The 22,421-nt window shown below is 74.7% G+C and carries 21 protein-coding genes; 4 read left to right on the forward strand and 17 right to left on the reverse strand.

Translation table 11 applies throughout. The annotated features are described in order from the left end of the window. Positions 1-144: 144 nt before the first annotated feature. The 8 genes from ACLFMI_RS25390 to ACLFMI_RS25425 form a co-directional block, all read right to left on the reverse strand. The gene (locus ACLFMI_RS25390) at positions 145-1,464 is read right to left on the reverse strand and encodes a M16 family metallopeptidase (protein ID WP_410950526.1); all 1,320 of its coding nucleotides are present in this window, start codon (positions 1,462-1,464) and stop codon (positions 145-147) included. 69 nt (positions 1,465-1,533) lie between these two features. Further along, entirely contained in the window at positions 1,534-3,843 is a 2,310-nt protein-coding gene (locus ACLFMI_RS25395) for a polyribonucleotide nucleotidyltransferase (protein WP_410950478.1), read from the reverse strand. A 246-nt stretch (positions 3,844-4,089) separates the two neighbouring features. Further along, on the reverse strand, positions 4,090-4,359 hold the full coding sequence (gene rpsO, locus ACLFMI_RS25400; RefSeq protein ID WP_410950479.1) for a 30S ribosomal protein S15: 270 nt from the start codon (positions 4,357-4,359) through the stop codon (positions 4,090-4,092). A gap of 202 nt (positions 4,360-4,561) precedes the next feature. Next, positions 4,562-5,158: a 2'-5' RNA ligase family protein gene (locus ACLFMI_RS25405; protein WP_410950480.1), complete on the reverse strand. Its 597-nt coding sequence runs from the start codon at positions 5,156-5,158 to the stop codon at positions 4,562-4,564. A gap of 53 nt (positions 5,159-5,211) precedes the next feature. Then, entirely contained in the window at positions 5,212-5,850 is a 639-nt protein-coding gene (locus ACLFMI_RS25410) for a hypothetical protein (RefSeq protein ID WP_410950481.1), read from the reverse strand. 64 nt (positions 5,851-5,914) lie between these two features. Then, the gene (locus ACLFMI_RS25415; RefSeq protein ID WP_410950482.1) at positions 5,915-6,934 is read right to left on the reverse strand and encodes a bifunctional riboflavin kinase/FAD synthetase; all 1,020 of its coding nucleotides are present in this window, start codon (positions 6,932-6,934) and stop codon (positions 5,915-5,917) included. Between the two features lie 49 nt (positions 6,935-6,983). Further along, positions 6,984-7,880 carry a tRNA pseudouridine(55) synthase TruB gene (gene truB / locus ACLFMI_RS25420; RefSeq protein ID WP_410950483.1) on the reverse strand — a complete coding sequence of 299 codons (897 nt, stop codon included), beginning with the start codon at positions 7,878-7,880 and terminating at the stop codon, positions 6,984-6,986. 24 nt (positions 7,881-7,904) lie between these two features. Beyond that, a complete protein-coding gene (locus ACLFMI_RS25425) occupies positions 7,905-8,564 on the reverse strand; it encodes a response regulator transcription factor (RefSeq protein ID WP_410950484.1) in 660 nt (219 codons plus the stop codon). Positions 8,565-8,683: 119 nt separating this feature from the next. Here ACLFMI_RS25425 and ACLFMI_RS25430 point away from each other — a divergent pair, with 119 nt between their 5' ends. Together ACLFMI_RS25430 and ACLFMI_RS25435 are read left to right on the forward strand one after the other, a co-directional pair. After that, entirely contained in the window at positions 8,684-10,150 is a 1,467-nt protein-coding gene (locus ACLFMI_RS25430; RefSeq protein WP_410950485.1) for a cation:dicarboxylate symporter family transporter, read from the forward strand. A 75-nt stretch (positions 10,151-10,225) separates the two neighbouring features. Next, on the forward strand, positions 10,226-11,983 hold the full coding sequence (locus ACLFMI_RS25435) for a sensor histidine kinase (protein WP_410950486.1): 1,758 nt from the start codon (positions 10,226-10,228) through the stop codon (positions 11,981-11,983). Here ACLFMI_RS25435 and ACLFMI_RS25440 read toward each other — a convergent pair. The 9 genes from ACLFMI_RS25440 to rimP form a co-directional block, all read right to left on the reverse strand. Next, positions 11,904-13,268, reverse strand: a complete 1,365-nt coding sequence (locus tag ACLFMI_RS25440; protein WP_410950487.1) for an MATE family efflux transporter — start codon at positions 13,266-13,268, stop codon at positions 11,904-11,906. The two genes, ACLFMI_RS25435 and ACLFMI_RS25440, sit on opposite strands and share 80 nt — an antisense overlap. Positions 13,269-13,271: 3 nt before the next feature. Then, positions 13,272-13,898, reverse strand: coding sequence for a class I SAM-dependent methyltransferase (locus ACLFMI_RS25445; protein ID WP_410950488.1), 627 nt, complete (start codon positions 13,896-13,898; stop codon positions 13,272-13,274). A gap of 117 nt (positions 13,899-14,015) precedes the next feature. Beyond that, the gene (locus tag ACLFMI_RS25450; protein ID WP_410950489.1) at positions 14,016-15,026 is read right to left on the reverse strand and encodes a DHH family phosphoesterase; all 1,011 of its coding nucleotides are present in this window, start codon (positions 15,024-15,026) and stop codon (positions 14,016-14,018) included. A gap of 7 nt (positions 15,027-15,033) precedes the next feature. Next, positions 15,034-15,480: a 30S ribosome-binding factor RbfA gene (gene rbfA / locus ACLFMI_RS25455; RefSeq protein WP_410950490.1), complete on the reverse strand. Its 447-nt coding sequence runs from the start codon at positions 15,478-15,480 to the stop codon at positions 15,034-15,036. Positions 15,481-15,524: 44 nt separating this feature from the next. Next, a complete protein-coding gene (locus tag ACLFMI_RS25460) occupies positions 15,525-15,824 on the reverse strand; it encodes a DUF503 domain-containing protein (RefSeq protein ID WP_410950527.1) in 300 nt (99 codons plus the stop codon). A gap of 118 nt (positions 15,825-15,942) precedes the next feature. Next, complete coding sequence (gene infB, locus ACLFMI_RS25465; protein WP_410950491.1) at positions 15,943-18,996, reverse strand: translation initiation factor IF-2; 3,054 nt, start codon at positions 18,994-18,996, stop codon at positions 15,943-15,945. Between the two features lie 96 nt (positions 18,997-19,092). Then, positions 19,093-19,470 carry a YlxR family protein gene (locus ACLFMI_RS25470; protein WP_410950492.1) on the reverse strand — a complete coding sequence of 126 codons (378 nt, stop codon included), beginning with the start codon at positions 19,468-19,470 and terminating at the stop codon, positions 19,093-19,095. A 29-nt stretch (positions 19,471-19,499) separates the two neighbouring features. Next, positions 19,500-20,534, reverse strand: coding sequence for a transcription termination factor NusA (nusA, locus tag ACLFMI_RS25475; RefSeq protein ID WP_410950493.1), 1,035 nt, complete (start codon positions 20,532-20,534; stop codon positions 19,500-19,502). Further along, positions 20,531-21,115, reverse strand: coding sequence for a ribosome maturation factor RimP (rimP, locus tag ACLFMI_RS25480; RefSeq protein ID WP_410950494.1), 585 nt, complete (start codon positions 21,113-21,115; stop codon positions 20,531-20,533). The genes nusA and rimP overlap by 4 nt, the downstream gene beginning before the upstream one ends. Positions 21,116-21,368: 253 nt before the next feature. Between rimP and ACLFMI_RS25485 the strand changes: the two genes are divergently transcribed. Together ACLFMI_RS25485 and ACLFMI_RS25490 are read left to right on the forward strand one after the other, a co-directional pair. After that, positions 21,369-21,911: a hypothetical protein gene (locus tag ACLFMI_RS25485; RefSeq protein ID WP_410950495.1), complete on the forward strand. Its 543-nt coding sequence runs from the start codon at positions 21,369-21,371 to the stop codon at positions 21,909-21,911. A 28-nt stretch (positions 21,912-21,939) separates the two neighbouring features. Beyond that, entirely contained in the window at positions 21,940-22,419 is a 480-nt protein-coding gene (locus ACLFMI_RS25490) for a ferritin-like domain-containing protein (RefSeq protein WP_410950496.1), read from the forward strand. Positions 22,420-22,421 lie beyond the last annotated feature (2 nt).

Below are 22,421 nucleotides of genomic sequence, written 5' to 3' on the forward strand. Positions count from 1 at the left end.
CTGTTCTGCCCACACGGGGCAGGCTGACCGGATCCGACCGGCCCGCCCACCCCGCTGGGCTTGATCAGTGTCCGCGATGTGGTGAGACATCAACTGTCTCGGATGTCCTGAGCACAGACACGCGGTCAGGACCGCGATAACCACTCACAGGTCGCGGAGCGGCGCGGGGAGGTCGGAGGCGTCCTCGTAGGGCCCGACGACGGCGGCGGTGAGGGGCTGGTCGAGCAGCTCGGCGGCGAGCGCGGCCACCTCGGCCGGGGTCACGGCGTCGATCCGGGCCAGGCTCTGCGCCAGCGAGCGCTGCCGGCCGTGGTCCAGCTCGGCGCGGCCGAGCCGGTTCATCCGCGAGGCGGTGTCCTCGCAACCCAGCACCAGCCCGCCGCGCAGCGCGCCCCGGGCCCGGGTCACCTCGGCCTCGTGCAGGCCCTCGGCGGCCACCCCGGCCAGCACGTCCCGGACGACGGCGGCGACCTCGCCGAGCCGCTCCGGGGCGCAGCCGGCGTACACCGACAGCGCGCCGGCGTCGGCGTAGCGCACGGTCGAGGAGTAGACCTGGTAGGCGAGCCCGCGCTGCTCGCGGACCTGCTGGAACAGCCGCGAGGACAGCCCGCCGCCGAGCGCGGTGTTGAGCACCGCCAGCGCCGGACGGCCCGGCGCGTGCCGTCCGGGTGTCGGGACACCGAGCATCACGTGCGCCTGCTCGGAGTCGTCGGGCTGCAGGCTCAGGTTCCCGGTCCGGGCCGGGCGAACCCCGGTGGCGGTGCGCGGCGGCACCGCGGCCGTGTCCCGGTGCCGGTCGGCGGCCGCCGACAGCGCGACCGCGACCAGCTCGGCCACCGAGGAGTGCTCCAGGTTCCCGGCCGCGGCGACCACCATCCGCGGGGTGGTGTACTCACCGCGCCAGAAGTCGTGCAGCGTGTCCCGGCTCATCGCCCGGATCGACTCCTCGGTGCCGATCACCGGGCGGCCCAGCGGGTGCTCGCCGAACAGGGTCTGGTCGAACAGGTCGCCGAGCAGGTCCTCCGGGTCGTCGTCGCGCATCGAGATCTCCTCGAGCACGACGCCGCGTTCCAGCTCGACGTCGGTGTGCGCGAGCTCGGCGTCGGTCACCACGTCCGCGAGCAGGTCCACCGCCAGCGCGACGTCGGTGTCGAGCACGTGCGCGTAGTAGCAGGTGTGTTCCTTCGCGGTGAACGCGTTCAGCTCACCGCCGACGGCGTCCATCTCCTCCGCGATCCCGGCCGCGGAGCGCCGGCGGGTCCCCTTGAACAGCAGGTGCTCCAGGAAGTGCGCGGCGCCGGCCCGCTCGCCGACCTCGTCCACCGAGCCGATCCCGATCCAGATGCCGATCGCGACCGACCGGACCCCGGGCACCGCCTCGGTGACCAGCCGGACACCGCCGGGCAGATCACTGCGCCGGACGGCGCCGTCGACGGTGTCCGGGTCGGCGGCGGGGGCCGACACACGGGCGGCGGCCCGGGAGCCGTACTGCTCCCGGGCCGCCGCCGCGTGGTCGTTCTCTCCCGGCACGGATCAGCTCGGGTTGGCGGCCTCGGCCGGAGCCTCGCCGGCCTCGGCCTCGGCCTCCACCGCGTCCCCGTCCGTGGCGGCGCCGCCCTCGGCGTCACCCTCCTGGACCGGGACCAGGCTGATCTTGCCGCGGTTGTCGATGTCGGTGACCTCGACGCGGATCTTGTCGCCGACCTTGCAGACGTCCTCGACCTTGCTGATCCGCTTCCCGTTGCCGAGCTTCGAGATGTGGACCAGGCCGTCCTTGCCGGGGACCAGCGAGACGAAGGCACCGAACGCGGCGGCCTTGACCACCGTGCCCAGGAACCGCTCGCCGATCTTCGGCAGCTGCGGGTTGGCGATCGAGTTGATCATGCCGATCGCCTCCTCCGCGGAGGGGCCGTCGTTCGCACCGACGTAGATCGTGCCGTCGTCCTCGATCGAGATGTCGGCACCGGTCTTCTCGGTGATCGAGTTGATCATCTTGCCCTTCGGGCCGATGACCTCGCCGATCTTGTCGACCGGGACCTTCACCGCGGTGACCCGCGGCGCGTACTTGCTCATCTCGTCCGGGCCGTCGATGGCCTCGCCGATCACCTCGAGGATGGTCAGGCGGGCGTCGCGGGCCTGGCCCAGCGCGGCGGCCAGCACCTCGGACGGGATGCCGTCCAGCTTGGTGTCGAGCTGCAGCGCGGTCACGAACTCCTTGGTGCCGGCGACCTTGAAGTCCATGTCGCCGAACGCGTCCTCGGCGCCGAGGATGTCGGTCAGCGCGACGTAGCGCGTCTGGCCGTCGACCTCGTCGGACACCAGGCCCATCGCGATGCCCGCGACCGGCGACTTCAGCGGCACGCCGGCGTTGAGCAGCGACATCGTGGACGCGCAGACCGAGCCCATCGACGTCGAGCCGTTCGAGCCCAGCGCCTCGGAGACCTGCCGGATCGCGTACGGGAACTCGTCGCGGTTCGGCAGCACCGGCAGCAGCGCCCGCTCGGCCAGCGCGCCGTGCCCGATCTCGCGGCGCTTGGGCGAGCCGACCCGGCCGGTCTCACCGGTGGAGAACGGCGGGAAGTTGTAGTGGTGCAGGTAGCGCTTGGAGGTCTCCGGACCGAGCGAGTCGATCGTCTGCTCCATGCGCAGCATGTTCAGCGTGGTGACGCCCATGATCTGGGTCTCGCCGCGCTCGAACAGCGCCGAGCCGTGCGCCCGCGGGACGACCTCGACCTCGGCCGACAGCGGCCGGATGTCGGTCAGGCCGCGGCCGTCGATCCGGACCTTGTCGGTCAGGATCCGCCGGCGGACCAGCTTCTTGTTCAGCGCCCGGAACGCGTTGCCCAGCTCGGCCTCGCGACCGGCGAAGCGCTCGCCCAGCTTGTCCAGCACCGACGCCTTGATCTCGTCGGTGCGGGTCTCGCGCTCCTGCTTGGGGCCGATGGTCAGCGCCTGCGCCAGCTCCTGCTCGACCGCCTCGGAGACGGCCTCGAAGGCGTCCGGCTGGTAGGCCGGGAACACCGGGTAGTCCGCGGTCGGCTTCGCCGCGACGTCGGCCAGCTGCTGCTGCGCGACGCACAGCGAGCGGATGAACGGCTTCGCGGCCTCCAGGCCGTCCGCCACGACGTCCTCGGTCGGGGCGGTGGCGCCGCCGTCGACGAGCTCGATCGTCTGCCCGGTGGCCTCGGCCTCGACCATCATGATCGCCACGTCGGCGTTGTCACCGTCACCGACGATCCGGCCCGCGACGACCATGTCGAACGCGGCACGCTCGAGCTGGTCGTGAGTCGGGAAGGCCACCCACTGGGTGTCGGTGCCGGCCTCGTTCGCGATCAGCGCGACCCGGACACCGCCGACCGGGCCGGAGAACGGCAGGCCGGAGAGCTGGGTGGACGCCGACGCGGCGTTGATCGCCACGACGTCGTAGGGGTCCTTCGGGTCCAGCGACATGATCGTCACGACGACCTGGACCTCGTTCCGCAGACCGTCCACGAAGGACGGGCGCAGCGGACGGTCGATCAGCCGGCAGGTGAGGATCGCGTCGGTGCCCGGGCGGCCCTCGCGGCGGAAGAACGAGCCGGGGATCCGGCCCGCGGCGTACATCCGCTCCTCGACGTCCACCGTCAGCGGGAAGAAGTCGAACTGGTCCTTCGGCCGCTTGGAGGCGGTCGTGGCGGACAGCAGCATGGTCTCGTCGTCCAGGTAGGCGACGACGGACCCGGCGGCCTGGCGGGCGAGCCGCCCGGTCTCGAATCGGACCGTACGGGTGCCGTAGGTCCCGTTGTCGATGACGGCGGTGCTCTCGTGCACGCCGTCCTCGGAGATAACGCTCTGTTCGGTCATACGGGGATGCTCTCCTCGTCGTTGGGAGTGTCTCGTTCTGCACACCGCCGACGACGTCCGGGAGCTCCTCGGCTGGGCCGGTCTTCGATCGAAGCCCTCGGGAACCCTGTTCCCGGGGACCACTACCGAGGACCGGCGGAGTGGACCCGTCGCCCGCGGCGGTGCGGATGCAGTTGTGCCGCACCGGGCACGGGGCCCGATGCGCGGCGACCCGGCACCGGGGATCCGGTACCGGGTCGCGGGGACTCAGCGGCGGAGGCCGAGCCTCTCGATCAGCGAGCGGTAGCGCGCCACCTCGACGGAGCGCAGGTACTTCAGCAGCCGGCGGCGGCGGCCGACCAGCAGCAGCAGGCCACGACGCGAGTGGTGGTCGTGCTTGTGCTGCTTCAGGTGCTCGGTCAGTCCGATGATCCGCTGGGTCAGCAGCGCGACCTGGGCCTCGGGAGACCCGGTGTCGCTCTCGTGCGTGCCGTACTTCTCCAGCGTGGACTTCTTCTCGGCGGTGGTCAGGGCCACTGCGGCAACTCCTTCATCATGTGCGGTCCGTGGGGCCGTGCCGCTCCCCTCGATCCGGTCCACGGATCGCCGGACACGCATCGCGGGTACCGGCGGAGCGGGCGGTAGACGGTCTCGGCCACCACGGACTGCAGCCGGACCCGGGACGAAACGGTACCAGCGACACCGCCGGCGGCCACCGCCGACCCGGCGGCGGTGCTGGTCAGGTCCGGTCGCGCGCGAGCGGCACCCGGTGCACCACCGTGTAGACGGGGCCGCTGCGGCCGGCGCCGTCCCGGCGCGTGTCACCGCGGACCGTGTCACCGCGGCTCGTGTCACCGCGGACCGTGTCACTGCGGCTCGTGTCACTGCGGACCAGCAGGACCTCGGCCGGGGTCCACCACGGCCCCGGGGCCGGGCCCGGGTCGTCGGCCAGCGCCGGCCGGCGCCGGTCGTCGCCCCGGGAACGGCGGGCCAGCGTGAGGTGCGGCCGGAACGCCACCGGATCCGCGCCCGCGCCGACCGCGAGGTCGCGCAGCGCCCCGTCCACCGTCTCCACCCCGGCCCACAGCACGCCGCGGAAGGTCCCGACGCCGGCCAGCCGCAGCCGCGGCGCGGGCCGCCCGGCGAGCGCGGCGTCCAGCACCCGGGCCCGGGGCCCGGGCTCGTCGTCGCCGTGGAATGCCAGGGTGATGTGCCGGCGCTCCGGCGGGACCGGCCGCCAGCCGCCGTCGGGGTGCCAGGGCGGGCGGACGGCGAGCGCGGCCTCGAGCGCGGCCGCCGCCTCCGGACCCGGCCACACCGCCGTGAACAGCCTCATCGGCGCCACCGGCGATCAGATCCTGTACCGCTGCGACGCGGACGGCCTGCGGGTCATCGGCGGGCGGCGGCGCGCCGGAGCACCTCGGCGATCTCCGGGAACGACGCGGCCAGCGTCGCGGCGGCGGCGACCAGGCGAGCGGGCGGCGTGACCCCGCGCAACGCGTCCTCCGCCGACGGCCCCGGCGGCGTGGACGGCCGGCGGGGCGCCGGGATCCGGGCGCCGGGCGGCGCCGTGGCCGTCCCCGGCGCTCTCCCGGACGTGCCCGCCCGGGCCACCGGCCGTGCCGCGGGCCCGGACACACCGGGGCCGCCGGCCGGATCCGGCAGGGCACAGCGGCAGCCCACGGCGGGCCCCCACGGCGTCCCGGCGGCGCGGACCCGGTCCAGCAGCGCGGCCACCTCGTCCGGCGGCACCGGCCCGCACGCCACCCGCCGGTCCAGCGCGGCCATCCGGCCCAGCACGGCCGGGTCGCCGATCTTCACCCGGCGGGCACCGGAGAGCTGGGACAGCATGGCCGGGCTGAGCCCGAGCACCGATGCGAGCCGGGCCTGGGTGATCCCGAGCGCCGCGAGCAGCCGGTGCACCCGCTCCCCCAGCGGCTCGCCGTAGAGCTCGCGCTGCCGGCGCCGGTTCGCCGCGACCGGGTCGCGGGTGGGACCGGCGGGCACCGGCTCGGCAGGATCGGTCATGGCCGGATGCTGCGCCGGGCCGCGCACGGGCCGGGTCGGTTCCGCCCCGGGTGGGGGTTTCCACTCAGCCGGTGCCGACCGGCCCCGGACCGGCGGTGGCGTCGTCCGGCCCGGTCGCGGCGCCGGCCGCGGTGAGGATCTCCCGGGCGTTCTCGACGTCGAGGTTCATCTGTGCGATCAGCGGCTCGATCCCGTCGTACCGCTCCTGACCGCGCAGCCGGGCGACGAACTCCACCTCGACCTCGTGGCCGTAGAAGTTCTCGTCGACGTCGAGCACGTAGGCCTCGACGGTGCGCACCCGCCCGGAGAACGTCGGGTTGGTTCCGACCGACACCGCCGCCATCAGCCGGCGGCCGCCGATGCCGAACCAGCCGGCGTAGACCCCGTCGGCCGGGATCGCGGTGTGCGGCGGGCACGCCACGTTCGCGGTCGGGAATCCCAGGTCGTGGCCCCGCTTGTGGCCGTGCACGACCACGCCGTCCACCCGGTGCCAGCGGCCCAGCGCGTGCGCGGCGTCCCGGACGGCGCCCGCGTCGATGCAGGATCGGATGTAGGTGGAGGAGAAGGTGACCTCGTCGGCGGTGTCGATGCTCGCTGCGCCTGCGCTCCGCTCGGTGATGAGGTCGAGCGCCTCGCAGACGAAACCGAAGCGGCGGCCGAGCTCGGCCAGCGTCGTCACGTCGCCGGCGGCCTTGTGGCCGAACGTGAAGTTCCGCCCCACCACGACGACGGCGGCGTGCAGCTTGTCGACGAGCACCTCGTGCGCGAACCCGGCCGGGGCCATCCGGGACAGCTGCTCGGTGAAGGGGATGACGCAGAAGACGTCGGCGCCGATCTCGGCGACCAGCTCGGCGCGCCGGTCGAGGGTGGACAGCCGGGCCGGGTGGGTGCCGGGGCGGACCAGCTCGGCCGGGTGCGGATCGAACGTCACGACGACCGCGGGCAGCCCCCGCTGCCGAGCTTCCTGCACCGCCCGGGCGATGAGCTGCCGGTGCCCGCGGTGCACCCCGTCGAACACCCCGACGGCCACGACGCACCGTCCCCAGCCGGGCGGTACGGCCTCCAGACCTCGCCAGCGCTGCACGGCGGTGAGCCTAGGGGAACAAGTCGGGCAGCCCACCCGGGGCCCGGGGTCAGCCGGCCGCGGCGAGTACCACGACCGGGCGGGCGACCGGGCCGCGGTCGGCCATCAGCGCCAGCGCCGTGCCGTCCGGGCCGAAGACGCCGAACGTGCCGGCGAGCCCCGCGGCCGGCAGCGACCGGCCGAACCGGACGTCGTCGGCGGCGGCATCGTCGACGTCCAGCCGGGGGAACGCGGTCCCGACGGCCGCGGCCACGTCCAGCGACAGCCCGGGGGCGGCGGCCAGCTCCTCGACGGTGCGGGCGTGCTCCAGGGTGAAGGGCCCGACCCGGGTGCGGCGCAACGCCGTCAGATGCCCGCCGGTGCCGAGCGCGGCACCCAGGTCGCGGGCCAGCGCCCGGACGTAGGTCCCGGACGAGCACTCCACGGCGACGTCGAGGTCGCACCACGGTCCGTCCCGGCACAGCCCGAGCAGCGCGAACCCGGAGACCGTCACCGGCCGGGCCGGGATCTCCACGGTCTCGCCGTCCCGGATCCGCTGGTAGGCCCGCTTTCCGTCGATCTTGATGGCGGACACCGCGCTCGGCACCTGCTCGATGTCGCCGGTCAGCGTGGCCATCGCGGCACGTACCGCGTCCTCGGTCACCCCGGCGGTGTCCGCGGGCTCCCCGAGCGGCGTGCCCTCGGCGTCGTCGGTGTCGGTGCCGGTCCCGAGCCGGACGGTCGCGGTGTAGGCCTTGGTGTCCAGCGACAGGTGGCCGAGCAGCTTGGTGGCCCGCTCGATCCCGACGACGAGCACGCCGGTCGCCATCGGGTCCAGCGTGCCGGCGTGCCCCACCTTGCGGGTGCCCATGATCCGGCGGAGCTTCCCGACGACGTCGTGCGAGGTCGGGCCGCGGTCCTTGTCGACGATCACGAGGCCGGGCGGCGGGGGCGGGTTGCGGGGCACGAGCGCCGATCGTAGGAGCGTGGCTCAGCGGGCCAGCCGGTACCCGACCCCCCGCACGGTGAGCACGACCTCGCGGTCGCCGAGCTTGGAGCGCAGCGACGCGACATGCGCCTCCAGGGTCCGGGCCGTCGAGGTGTCGGCGATCCCCCAGACCTGTTCGAGCAGCTCGGTGCGGGGCAGCACCGCGCCCTCCCGGCGGGCCAGCGCCGCCAGCAGGTCGAACTCCTTGCGGGTCAGCCCGACCTCCTCGCCGGCCGCGAGGACCGCGCGCCGGTCCAGATCCACGACGACGTCGCCGACCGAGATCGTGGCGCTCATCGCGGCACCGGTGGCGCGGCGCAGCACGGCCTCGATCCGGGCCAGCAGCTCCTCGGTGGACACCGGCTTGACCAGGTAGTCGTCGGCGCCCGAGCGCAGGCCCTGCACCCGGGCCGCGACGTCGCCGCGGCCGGTGATCGCGAGGATCGGCACCCGGGACCGCTCCCGGAGCTCCCTGCAGACGCCGAGGCCGTCCCGGTCCGGCAGGCCCATGTCGAGCAGCACGACGTCCGGCTCCCGCTCGGCGACCCCGGCCAGCGCCGCGCTCCCGCTGGTGACCAGGTCGGTCGGGTACCCGTGCGCGACGAGGGTGCGACGCAACGCGTCCCCGAGGACCGGGTCGTCCTCGACCAAGAGCACCCGCACGGCCGGGAGCCTAACCGGCCCTTCCTCAAGGCTTCCTCAAACCCGGTGCCGGCGCGGTTGTCGCGCGGAACGGCCCGCCCGCATGGTTCCCGGCACCGCACACGTCGAGGAGGACGGACATGGCCGAGGTCGCCGCAGCAGCCGGCTCATCCGGGGCGGGGAGATCCACCCCCACCCGGCAGAAGAAGAAGTTCTACGCCCAGCTCTGGTTCTGGGTGATCGTCGGCATCGCCGCCGGCATCGCGGTCGGGCTCGTCGCCCCCGGATTCGCCGCACAGACCAAGTGGATCGCCGACACCTTCGTCCAGATGATCAAGGTGATCATCGGGCCGGTCATCTTCTGCACCGTGATCGTCGGCATCGCCTCGCTGGGCAACCTGGCCCGGGCCGGCGGGCTCGCGCTGAGGGCGCTGGGCTACTTCCTGGTCATGACGGTGATCGCGCTGGCGCTGGGGCTGATCGCGGGCAACGTCTTCCAGCCGGGTGCCGGCTTCGAGGGCCGGCCGGACCCCGCGGCGCTCGCGAAGGCCGGTGACGAGGCCGCGACCGGTGGCCAGGAGTCGGGGATCATCCCCTTCATCCAGGACTCGCTGCTGCCGCACAGCTTCTTCGGACCGTTCGTGGAGAACTCGGTCCTGCAGGTCCTGGTGCTGGCGATCCTCACCGCGTGCGCGATCTCGGCACTGAACGACGACCTGCGCACCCGGCTGGTCGGCGGTATCGAGTCGATCGCCCAGGTGATCTTCGGGATCATCAAGATCATCATGTGGGCGGCGCCGGTCGCCGCGTTCGGCGGCATGGCCTACACCGTCGGCCAGATGGGCCCGGCGGCGCTGGCCGACCTCGGCAAGCTGATGCTGGTCTTCTGGGGCACCTGCGCGGCGTTCGTCCTCGTCGTGCTCGGCGCCGTGTCCTGGGCCGCCGGGTTCAACGTCCTCAAGGTCGTCCGGCTGATCAAGGACGAGCTGCTGATCATCGTCGGCACCTCGTCCTCGGAGTCGGTGCTGCCGCGGTTCCTGACCAAGCTGCAGTCGGCCGGCGCGTCCAAGCAGACCGTGGGCATGGTCATCCCGACCGGCTACTCGTTCAACCTGGACGGCACCTGCATCTACCTGACCCTGGGGGCGCTGTTCATCATCCAGGCCGGCGGCGAGACGCTGCCGATCGGTGCGCAGATCGGCCTGGCCGTGCTGATGGTCCTGACCTCGAAGGGCGCCGCCGGTGTCACCGGGGCCGGGCTGGTCACCCTCGCCGCGTCGCTGCAGGCCTTCGGCGGCGAGTTCTTCACCCCCGAGGCGATCGTGGTCGGACTGGCGCTGATCGTCGGCATCGACCGGGTGATGTCCGAGGGCCGGGCGCTGACCAACGCGATCGGCAACGTCGTCGCCACCCTGGTCGTGGCTCGCTGGAACGGCGAGCTGGACCGCGAGCGGCTCGCCGCGGTGCTGGACGACCCGACCCTGGTCGATGCCGACATGGCCGCCGCGCACGACGGTGCCGGGACGGGAACCGAGCCGGCCGACGAGGACACCGGGGACACCGCGCCGGAGTCCGGCACCCGGGAGAAGGTCGGTGCCGGCGCCTGAGCCCGGCGACCGGTCCTGCGCATGACGGCCGGTGCACGGTCCCGCCCCGCCACCCCGTGGTGGCAGGGTGGGCCCGTGCTCCGGCCGTTCCGTTCGTCGCTGCGCGGGTCGCGCCTGGTCCGGCAGCTGCTGGTGCTGCAGGTCGTGACCGTGCTGCTGACCGTCGGCGGCCTCGCCGCGCTCGGCGCCTACGGTGCCCGCGAGATCGAGACCGACGCCGCGGGCAGGCTCACCCGGGCGACCGCCACGAGCGTGGCCGCCGACCCCGAGGTCCTCGGGTCGCTGCGGGCCGGCGGTGACGTCCCCGCGCTCTCCCGCGTCCTGCAGCCGGTCGCCGAGCGGGTGCGCGCCACGACCGGCACCAGCTTCGTGGTCGTCATGTCACCGGCCGGGGTCCGCTACTCGCACTACGACCCGGCCCAGATCGGGCTCGGGTACCAGGGCACCGTCGCGCCCGCGCTGGCCGGCCGGACGTTCACCGAGATCTACACCGGCACCCTCGGGCCGTCGGTGCGCACCGTCGTGCCGGTCGTCGCCGACGGCCGGGTGATCGCCGTCGTGTCGGTCGGGGTGCTGCAGACCCGGGTCAGTGACCTGGCGCTGGGCTCGCTGCTGGCGATCGTCGCCGCCGCGGTGGTGGCGCTGCTGCTCGGCGTCGCGCTGGCCGTGCTGCTGGCCCGGCGGCTGCGCACCCAGACCCTCGGGCTGGAGCCCGAGGAGATCACCGCCGCCTACACCCACCACGAGGCCGTGCTGCACGCCGTCGGCGAGGGGCTGCTGGTCGTCGACGGGTCCGGACGCCTGGTCGTCGTCAACGCCGAGGCCCGCCGGCTGCTCGCGCTGGCCGGGGCCTGCCCCGCGGACCCCACGGACCCGGCCCGGCCCGGACGCCCGCTGACCGCGCTGGACATCGACCCGGCCGTGCTCGCCGTGCTGCGCCGTGGCCTGCACACCGACCTGCACGACGAGCCCGCGCTGGCCGGCGAGCGGGTGCTGCTGTGCAACAGCCGGGCTGCCGGCCCGGCGGCGGGCCCGGACACCCGGGTGTTCACCCTGCGCGACCGGACCGAGCTGGCCGGGGCGCTGCGCGAGCGCGACGACGCCCGGGACAAGGTCGCCGCGCTCTCCGGGCAGGCCCACGAGTTCGCGAACCGGTTGCAGACCGTGCTGACCCTGATCGAGCTCGGCGACAGCGGCGACGCGGCCGCGGCCGGCAGCGCGGCGCTGGACCGGACCCGCGGACCCGGCGCCCGGGTGACGGCCGCGGTGCTCGACCCGGTGCTGGCCGCCCTGCTCGCCGACAAGGCGTGGACCGCGGTGGAGAACGACGTCGCCTTCACGGTCGCCGACGCCTGCGACCCGGACGTGCTGCCCGGGCTACGGCTGCCGTTCGCCGCCGACGACCTGGTGTCGCTGGCCGGGAACCTGGTCGACAACGCCCTGGAGGCGGTGACGGCGCTGCCCCGCGACCGGGAGCGGTCGGTCGCCGTCACCGTCCGGACCGAGGGCGCGGTGGCCGTCCTGGAGGTGGCCGACAGCGGGCCCGGCGTCGATGCGGAGGCCGCGCGGGAGCTGTTCACCTTCGGCTTCAGCACCCGCTCCGGCTCCGGCGGGTGCCCGCGCGGGATCGGCCTGGCCCTGGTCGACCGGATCACCCGCCGGCTCGGCGGGGACGTCGCGGTCGCCCCGCGCACCGGCGGCGGGACGGTGTTCGCGGTGCGGCTGCCGCTGCCGGACGGGGCCGGGGAGCCGATCACGTCCGGACGGCCCCCGGAACCGCCCACCGGCCGGAACGGGCCCGCAGACCGACCGCCACCAGCCGGACCACCATGAACGCGGCCAGGCCGGTCCAGATCCCGGCCAGCCCCCAGCCGAACACCAGCGACAGCCAGATCAGCGGCAGGAACCCGGCCAGCGCGCCGAGCAGCGTCGTCGTGCGCAGGAACGCGGCGTCGCCGGCCCCGAGCAGCACGCCGTCCAGGGCGAACACCACGCCGGCGATCGGCTGCAGGGCGGTGAAGAACCACCACGCGGCCGGGACCGTCGCGAGCACCGCGGGGTCGGCCGTGAACACCGGGGGCAGCACGGTGTACAGGCCCGCGAACAGCACCCCGAACAGGCACCCCAGCAGCAGTCCGTAGCGGGTCACCCGGGCCGCGACCGCGCGTGCCCGGCCGGTGCCCGCCTCGTCGTGCGCGGCGCCCAGCGCGGACCCGACCAGCGCCTGCGCGGCGATCGCGACGGCGTCGAGCACCAGGGACTGGAACACCCACAGCTGCAGCACGATCTGGTGCGCGGCGACCGACTCGGCCCCGAACCGGGCGGCGACCGCCGTGGCGGACAGGAAGCAGGCCTGGAACCCCAGCGAGCGCAGCACCAGGTCGCGGCCCATCGTCACCTGGGCGCGCAGCACCGTGGTGTCCGGGGTCAGGCGGACCGGGTCGTCCGCAGGAGCACGGCGGCGCTCGACGGCCAGCGCCCGCAGGAAGAACCCGGCCGACACGCTCTGGGCGACCACGTTGGCCACCGCCGAGCCCTCCAGCCCCCAGCCGTCCCAGGAGCCGACGCCGTGCACCAGGAACGGGCAGAGCACCGCGGACAGCGCGTTGCCGGCGATCACGTAGCGCATCGGCCGCACGGTGTCCTGCACCCCGCGCATCCAGCCGTTGCCGGCCAGTGTCACGAGCACCAGCGGGGCGCCGAACAGGGCGACCCGCAGCCAGCCGACCGCGCCGTCGGCGATCTCGGCGCCGCCGGCGAGCGCCCCGGCGACCGGGGCCGCCAGCAGCTGTCCGGCGCCGAGCACCAGCAGCCCGACGGCCAGCGCCAGCCAGGTCGCCTGCACCCCCTCGGAGACCGCGGCGGCCCGCCGGCCGGCGCCGTAGAACCGGGCGGCGCGCGCGGTCGTCCCGTAGGACAGGAAGTTCAGCTGGGTGGTGACCTGCGCGAACAGCACTCCGGCGACGGCCAGCCCGGCCAGCGGCAGTGCCCCGAGCCGGCCGACGACGGCCGTGTCCACCAGCACGTAGAGCGGCTCGGCGGCCAGCACCGGCAGCGCCGGCACCGCCAGCCGCAGGATGTCCCGGGCGCCGCCCGTTGTGGTGTCGGGTCCGCGCACCGCTCAGTCGCGCAGCCGCGGACGCCGGCACAGGTAGCAGAACGCAGGCGGGAGGTTGCGCCACACCGTGCGGGTGGCGACGACCTCGTCGAACGTCTCCTGCAGCGTCGCCTTGAACCGCCGGGCCGACGGGATCGGCATCGTGTGCGAGTACGCGAACGTCGCGAACGCCCCGGTCTCGCCGGTCACCTCGACGACCTGGCCGAGGATCGCCCGCTGGGTGGCCCGGTCGAACAGCGACCAGGGCAGGCCGGAGATGACGGCGTCCACCTGCGTCACGTCCCGCTCGGCGAGCAGCTCGGTGAGCTTCGCGGCGTCACCGTTGATCACGTCGACGCCCGGGTGGCTGCGCTGCAGGTAGCGCGCCATCGCCGGGTCGAGCTCGACCGCGAGGTGCCGCCCGCCCGGCGCGATCCGGCGGGACACCTCGGTGGTCACCGCCCCGGTGCCCGGTCCGAGCTCGACCACGACCGGAGTGCCCTGCCCGGGCGCGATCCGGGCCAGTCGCGCGGAGAGCCGCGACGAGCTGGGCCAGACGGCCCCGACCCGGGCCGGGTTGCGCACCCACGCCCCGAGGAACTCACGCCATGCGCTGTCGCCCCCGGGGGCCGGAGCGGACTCGGAACTCACGACATACCTCCTCTGATCACAGGACACGCTACGGCTCGCACGCCGACCTCCCTACCCCGGACCACCCCCACCCGCGTGGTGGACTCTTGATGGCCTCCAGTGCCTCCCCGACGCGCGTCAGGGCTCCATGGTGTGGCAGGGATCAGGGGCGAGCTCGGCGCGCAGGAGGGTCAGGAGCCCGTCGCGGGTGCCGGCGCGTTCGAAGCCGGCGGCGGCCGGGTGCCCGCCGCCGCCGAGCGCGGTCGCGACCCGGGAGAGGTCCGGGGTCCCGGTGCCGCGCAGCGAGACCGACCACTCGCCCGGTGCCGTCTCGGTGAGCAGCGCGGCCACCCCGTCCCCGGCGGTGGCCAGCAGCTGACCGATCAGGGTCATCGTCTGGTCCCGGAAGCGGGTCGCGGTGGCCACGTCGACCTCCGCCCACACCAGCCCGGCCCCGGCGGCGGCGTCCGGCTCGCGGCGCGCCCCGGCCAGCACGGTGGCCTGCGCGGCCAGCCAGGCGAACGGCCGGGTGCCGGTGAGCTCGCGCAGCAGGTCGCGCGGTTCGGCACCGGCGTCCACCAGCTCGGCCCCGAGCCGCAAGGCGTCCGCGCCGCCCCAGCGGAAGCCGCCGGTGTCGGTGTAGAGACCCGCGAACAGCGTGCGGGACAGCACCGGGTCCAGCGGCGTGCCGAACTCGGCGAGCACCGCACGGACCAGCAGCACCGTCGCCGGTGCCGTCGGGTCGACCAGGTGATACGTCCCGAACCCGGTGAACGACGCGTGGTGGTCGATCACCAGCGTGGCGGTGGCGGAGTCCAGCCGGTCGGCCAGATCGCCGAGCCGGCGCGGCGACGAGATGTCGCAGCACACCAGCAGGTCCGGCTCCCGGGGGGCGTCCGCGGGCGGCACCGTCACCCCGTCCGGGTCGAGCACCGCGACGGTGCCGGGGGCCGGGTCCGGGCCGCCGAACGAGACGACCGCCCGGGTCCCGGCCCGGCGCAGCGCGGTCGCCAGCGCGATCGCGCTGCCGGCCGCGTCGGCGTCCGGCCGAACGTGCCCGACGACGAGTGCCTCCCGTGCCCCGCGCAGCAGCGCGGCGGCACCGGCGGGTGTCACCGGCCCCGGCACGGGGCCGGTCGGGCCGGTCACCGGCGGCTCACTCCTGCTCCTCCTCGCGGGGAGCGCGGTACGGGTCCGCATCGCCGGCCGGAGTCGCCGTCGCGGCCATCCGGGCCACCTCGGCGTCCGACTCGCGGGTGCGGGCCAGGAGCTCCTCCATCCGGCGGGCCTCGTCCGGCACCGCGTCCGGCACGAACGCCAGCGACGGCGTGTGCCGGACACCGGTCTGCTGCCCGACCCGGCTGCGCAGCACGCCGGCGGCGCTGGCCAGCGCCGCCGCCGCGCCCGCGGTGTCCGGGCTGGCGTCGACGGTCGCTCCCATCACCGTGTAGTAGACCGTGGCCTCGCGCAGGTCGCCGGTGACCCGGGTGTCGGTGATCGTCACCATCGCGAGCCGGGGATCCTTGACCTCGTGTTCCAGGGCCTCCGCGACGATCTGCGAGATCCGCTTCGCGAGCTTGCGGGCGCGCGCGTGGTCGACCATGTCGTGCTCCTTCCACCGGCTGACAGCCGCCGAGTCTAAGCGCGTCAGGAGGTCTCGTCGTCCGGACCGAACAGGCGCGTCCGGGCCGACAGCAGTTCCATCTCGGGGCGTGCGGCCACCAGCCGCTCGCACCGTTCCAGCAGCGACCGGACGTGCCCGGCGTCGGCGGCGACGCAGCTCACGCCGATCAGGGCGCGCCGGTACAGGTCCTGGTGACCGGCCTCGGCGGCCGCCACCTCGAACCGGCGCAGCTCGGCCAGCAGCGGCCGCACCGCGGACCGCTTCTGCTTCAGCGACCGGACGTCACCGAGCAGCACGTCGCACTCCAGGGCACCGATGTACACCTGCACCTCCGGGACTCCGGGACACCGAGACACGAGCGGGGCGGCCGGTTCCCCGGCCGCCCCGCTCGACGTGCTCACGCCGCTCAGTTCCGCTGCCTCGTCCCTCGACCGCCGGGACTCAGGCGCGCGGCTTCTCGCGCATCTCGAACGTCTCGATGACGTCGTCGACCTTGATGTCCGAGTAGCTGCCCAGCGTCAGACCGCACTCGTAGCCCTCGCGGACCTCGACCACGTCGTCCTTGAACCGGCGCAGCGACGAGATCGGGAGGTTCTCGTGGATCACCCGCGAGTCGCGCATCAGGCGCGCCCTGGCGTTCCGGCGGATCTCCCCGCCCATCACCAGGCAACCGGCGATGGTGCCGAACTTGGAGGACTTGAAGACCTCGCGGACCTCCGCGCGGCCAAGCTCGACCTCCTCGTACTCCGGCTTCAGCATGCCCTTCAGGGCCGCCTCGATCTCGTCGATCGCCTGGTAGATCACCGAGTAGTAGCGGATCTCGACGCCCTCGCGGGTGGCCAGCTCGGTGGCCTTGCCCTCGGCACGGACGTTGAAGCCCATGACGATGACGTTGTCCGCGATGGCGAGGTTGATGTCGCCCTCGGTGATGCCACCGACGCCGCGGTGGATGACCCGCAGGTCGACCTCCTCGCCCACGTCCAACTTGATCAGGGCTTCCTCGAGCGCCTCCACGGTGCCCGAGTTGTCACCCTTGATGATCAGGTTGAGGGTGTTGGTCTCCTTCAGCGCGGCGTCCAGGTCCTCCAGGCTGACGCGCTTGCGACGGCTCGCCAGCTCGGCGTTGCGCTCGCGGGCGCGCCGCCGATCGGCGATCTGGCGGGCCACCCGGCCCTCGTCGACGACGAGGAACGTGTCGCCCGCACCCGGGACCGACGTGAGGCCGATGACCTGCACCGGACGCGACGGGAGCGCCTCGGTGACGTCCGCGCCGTGCTCGTCGACCATCCGCCGGACACGCCCGGAGGCGTCGCCGGCCACGACCGAGTCGCCGACCTTCAGCGTGCCGCGCTGGACCAGCACCGTGGCCACCGGGCCGCGGCCGCGGTCCAGGTGCCCCTCGATGGTGACGCCCTGGGCGTCCATGTCGGGGTTGGCCCGCAGGTCGAGCGCCGCGTCCGCGGTCAGCAGGATCGCCTCGAGCAGCGACTCGATGTTGGTGCCCTGCTTGGCCGAGATCTCGACGAACATGGTGTCGCCGCCGTACTCCTCGGCCACCAGGTTGTACTCGGTGAGCTGCTGGCGGATCTTGTCCGGGTTCGCACCCTCGACGTCGATCTTGTTCACCGCGACCACGATCGGCAGCTCCGCCGCCTGGGCGTGGTTGATCGACTCGACGGTCTGCGGCATCACGCCGTCGTCCGCCGCCACCACGATCACCGCGATGTCGGTGGACTTCGCACCGCGGGCACGCATGGCGGTGAACGCCTCGTGGCCCGGGGTGTCGATGAACGTGATCAGCCGCTCCTCGCCCTCCAGCTCGGCAGGGACCTGGTACGCGCCGATGTGCTGGGTGATGCCACCGGACTCGCCCCCGCGGACGTTGGCCTTGCGGACCGTGTCCAGCAGGCGCGTCTTGCCGTGGTCGACGTGACCCATGACGGTGACCACCGGCGGGCGGGCCGCCAGCGCGTCCTCGTCGCCGAGGTCGCCGAACTCGATGTCGAACGACTCGAGCAGCTCGCGGTCCTCCTCCTCGGGGGACACGACCTGGACCCGGTAGTTCATCTCCTGGCCGAGCAGCTCCAGGATCTCGTCCGACACCGACGCCGTCGCGGTGACCATCTCACCGAGGTGGAACAGCACCTGCACCAGCGAGGCCGGGTTGGCGTTGATCTTCTCGGCGAAGTCGGTCAGCGATGCGCCACGCGGCAGCCGGATCGTCTCGCCGCCGCCCTTGGGCAGGCGGACGCCGCCCACCGAGGGCGCGGCCATCGAGTCGAACTCCTGGCGCTTCTGCCGCTTCGACTTGCGCCCACGACGGGCCGGACCACCGGGACGACCGAACGCGCCCGCGGCACCGCCGCGGCCACGAGCACCGCCACCACCGGGACGGCCACGGAAGCCACCGGCCGGGGGCGGACCACCGGGACCGCCGCCACCGGGACGGAAACCGCCGCCGCCACCACCGGGACGACCGCCACCGGGACCACCACGGCCACCGCCGGGGCCACCACGGCCGCCACCGGGACCGCCACGGCCGGGAGCACCGGGCCGGCCGGCCGCCGGACGCGAGGGCATCATGCCCGGGTTCGGACGCGGGGGCATGTTGCCCGGGCTGGGCCGCGGGCCACCCTGGCCCGCGCCACCACCGGCGCCGCCCGCGCCGCCGGCACCGCCGGGACGCGGCGGGCGCGGCGGGGCCTCACCGGAGCGGGCGGCCGGCGCCGCGGCGCCGCCACCGGACTGACCGCCACCCTGCTGGGGTGGCGGGCCCGGACGCGGAGCCGGCTTGGGCGAACCCTGGCCGACACCGAACGGGTTGTTGCCGACCCGCGGCTGGCGCGGGCCCGGCTTCGGCGGGCGGGGGCCGTCGCCGCCACCCGGACGCGGGGCACCGCCCTGCTGGCCGCCGGAGGCGGGCCGCCCCTCCTCGGGCTGCTGCGGCGCCTCGGCGGGCTTCGGTCCCGGCTTGGGACCGGGCTTCGGCGCGGCGGGACCCGGTTTCGGGGCCGCCGGTGCCGGGGACCCGGCGTCCGCGGCCGGAGCCGCGGGCTCCTGCCGGTCGGGCTTCGGCGCGGCCGGACCCGGCTTCGGGGCGGCCGGCCGGGACGGCGACGGGGCACCCTGCGGCGGGCCCGGACGCGGTCCGGGCTTCGGCGCGGGCCCGGACGGCGACGCACCGGGCGTCGGGCCGGGCTGGGGTGCGCTCGGACGGGACGGCGACGGAGCACCGGACCCACCCCGCGGCGGGGCGCCACCACCGGCGCGCGGACGACCGCCGCCGGGGGCACCGGAACCGCGGCGCTGGCCGTTGCCACCACCACCGGAACCACCGCCGGCCATCGAGTCGCGCAGCTTGCGCGCGACCGGGGCCTCGACGGTGGACGAGGGAGACTTCACGTACTCCCCGAGGTCCTGCAGCTTGCTGAGGACCTGCTTACTGCTGATACCGAGCTCTTTCGCGAGCTCGTGCACGCGGGCCTTGCCTGCCACTGCTCTCCTTGTTCGAAACGGAGGCCGGGCGGCACTTCCCGCTCGACCTCATGCCTAGTGTCGAAGCACGTTCATGGTGCGATCTTCACAGCTGGCTCATGACGGGTCGACCTTGCTTTCTTCCGCTGTCGGCCCCGGGAAGGTCCCGGAACCCTGCTGATCCTGCAGCCGCTTCCGTACGTCGGTGGCGTCCAGTGCGCCCCGGACGCGGAGCGCCCGGGTGAACGCCGAGCGACGCTCGGCCCGGTCGAGGCACCCCGTGACGGGGTGCAACCAGGCACCCCGGCCGGGGAGGCGGCGGCGCGGGTCCGGGACGAGATGTCCGTTCTCCGCGACCACCCGCAACAGTCCGTCGGCCTGCTCCCGGGCCCGGCACCCGACGCAGGTGCGGATCGGACCCGACCCGGCGCGTTCGGATGACGGCCCACGGTGGCGGGCCGGTACCGAGTGTAGCGCAGGGGTCCCGGCGGGCATTCCCGTGCCCGCCCGCCCCGCCCTCCGGCCTACGACGGCACCCCGACCGGATCGCCGTCCGGCCCGAGCTGGGGACGTGGATCGGCGTCACTCCGGATGTCGATCTTCCAGCCGGTCAGCCGGGCCGCCAGGCGGGCGTTCTGCCCCTCCTTGCCGATGGCCAGCGACAGCTGGAAGTCCGGGACCACCACGCGGGCGATCCGGGCCCGCTCGTCGAGCACCGTCACCGACACCACCTTGGACGGCGACAGCGCGTTCCCGACGAACTCGCCCGGGTCCTCCGACCAGTCGATGATGTCGATCTTCTCGCCGGCCAGCTCCCCCATCACGCCGCGCACCCGGGCGCCCATCGGACCGATGCAGGCGCCCTTCGCGTTCAGCCCGGGACGGGTGGACCGCACGGCGATCTTGGAGCGGAACCCGGCCTCGCGGGCCACCGACACGATCTCCACCGAGCCGTCGAGCAGCTCCGGGACCTCCAGCACGAACAGCCTGCGGACCAGGTTGGGGTGGGTCCGCGACAGCGTGATCGACGTCCCGCGGGGGCCGCGGTTCACGCCGATCACGTAGCAGCGCACCCGGTCGCCGTGCCGGTAGACCTCGCCGGGCACCTGCTCGGCCGCCGGCAGCACGGCCTCGGTCCCGCCGCCCAGCTCGACGACCACCACGCCGCGGGCGTTCGCCCGGGCGTCGCGCTGCACGACACCGCCGACGACCTCGCCCTCCTTGGTGGAGAACTCGCCGTAGGTGCGCTCGTGCTCGGCGTCGCGCAGCCGCTGCACGATGACCTGGCGGGCGGTGGTGGCGGCGATCCGACCGAAACCCTCGGGGGTGTCGTCGAACTCGGGGCCGGGCGTTCCGTCGGCGTCGGCGTCCGCGGGGTCGCGCACCATCACCCGCACGACACCGGTCTTGCGGTCGATGTCGATCCGGGCGTCGTCGTGCCGGCCCTCGGTGTGCTTGTAGGCGGTGAGCAGCGCCGTCTCGATGGCCTCGAGCACGGTCTCGAACGGGATCTCCTTGTCCCGCTCGATGGCCCGCAGCGCGGGGATGTCGACGTTCACCGGTTCTCCTCGTTCGCGCCGTCGGTCCCGGCGCTCCGGTCGGTGGCGCCGTGGTTCGGGTCCAGCAGGGCGGCCTCGGCGTTCGGCGGAGCCTTGAACTCGACCTGCACCCGCGCGCGGGTGATGTCGGCGTAGGCCAGCTCGCGCAGCTCGGGCTGCTTGCGGCCGGGCACCGCGACCTGGACGCCGTCGTCGTCGGCGCGCCCGATCCGGGCCTCCAGGCTCTCCCCGCCGGCCAGCTCGATCGACGCCAAGCGCAGGAAGTTGCGCTTCCAGTGCCGCGGCCGGGTCAGCGGCCGGTCGATGCCGGGCGAGGTCACCTCGAGGGTGTAGGAGCCCTCGATCAGGTGCTCGTGCGGGTCCAGCTCGGCGGCCGCGGTGCGACTGAGCCGGGCGATGTCGTCGAGATCGATACCGGTCGCGGTCGCGCCGTCGGGAAGGTCGACGACCAGCTTGACCGCGTGCCGCCGGCCGGCGGTGCGGACCTCCACGGCGTCGATCTCGAGCCCGGCACCGGTGACCACCGGTTCGAGCACGCCGCGCAGCTGCGCGGACAGCTGTGCGGGGTCCGGACTGCTCATCGATGCCTCTCCTCGTTCGTCGCTCGTTCGCCGCCCACCGTGGCGCCACCGTCCGGACGCGACGCACCGCGACCGCGGCGAGCGGCGTGCGGGGACGGCGGGGTGGCGGACGGAGCGCGAACGGCGTGGACGGCCGACGAGCCTATCGCGCCACTCCCCGGCGCCGGGGGTCGCGGTCGGCGAGCGGTCCGGCCGCCCGGTCGGCACCCGTCGGTGGCGGGCGCTCCGGGCCCGGCTGGCAGCATGAGCGACCGTGACGGACCGGAGACCCACCGTGCCGGTACCGGCCGCGTCGCCCGGAGCCGGATCCGCGACGGCGGCCGCGACCGGCGAGCCCGCGGGCCGCCGGGCCCCCTCCTACAACCGCCGGCAGGTGCTGGTGAGCGCCGCCGCGGCCGCCGCGCTCCCCGCGCTGCTCGCAGCCTGCTCCGGCGACGCCGACCAGCGCGCCGACGCCGGCGACGCCCTGCTCGCGATGGCCGACGGTGCCCGGATGGACGCGGCCCTGGTGGCCGCCGCGGTCACCGCCGACCCCGGGCTCGCCGGGCGGCTGGAGCCGCTGCGGGCCGCGCGGATGGCGCACGCCACCGCGCTCGACCAGGTCGGCGGGCGCACCCCCGGCGAGGTCGTGGCCCCGGCCACCCCACCGGCGGCGGACCTGGCCGCGGTGCGCGACTCGGTGGCCGCGTCCGGGCGGACCGCGGTCGACGTCGCGACCCGCGCGTCCGCGCTGCAGGCCGGTCTGGTCGCCGAGGTGGCCGCGTGCTGCGCGGCGTACGCGGCGGATCTCGGATGACCGGCCGCGGCCGGGAGGAGGTGGACACGTGAGCCCCGCACACCGGGTCCCCGCCCAGGACGAGAAGCCGCCGAGCGCGCAGATCGCGGTCGAGGCCCTGCAGCGCGCGCTGGCCAGCGAGCACGCCGCGGTGTGGGCGTACTCGCTGGCACTGGCGTTCGTCGAGCCGGACGTCCGCGCCCGGGTCGAGAGCGACCTCGGCGCGCACAAGAAGCTCCGGCAGGACGTCTCCGCCGCGCTCACCGAACTCGCCGAACGTCCGGTGTCCGCCCAGCCCGCCTACAGCCCGCCGCAGCCGGTCGCCGACGCCGAGTCGGCCTACCAGCTGCTGGCCACCGCGGAGACCGACACCATCGCCGGCTGGCGGTCGTTGGTCGAGCGCGCACCGAACCCGGACATGCGCAGCGCGGGCCTGACCCGGATGACCGACTCCACCATCCGGTGCGCGTTCTGGCGGGGCGTGACCGACCAGACCCCGCGGGTTCCGGTCTTTCCCGGACGCGTCTGAGC

This window comes from Pseudonocardia nantongensis (assembly GCF_046546495.1).
GTDB classification, from domain to species: domain Bacteria; phylum Actinomycetota; class Actinomycetes; order Mycobacteriales; family Pseudonocardiaceae; genus Pseudonocardia; species Pseudonocardia nantongensis.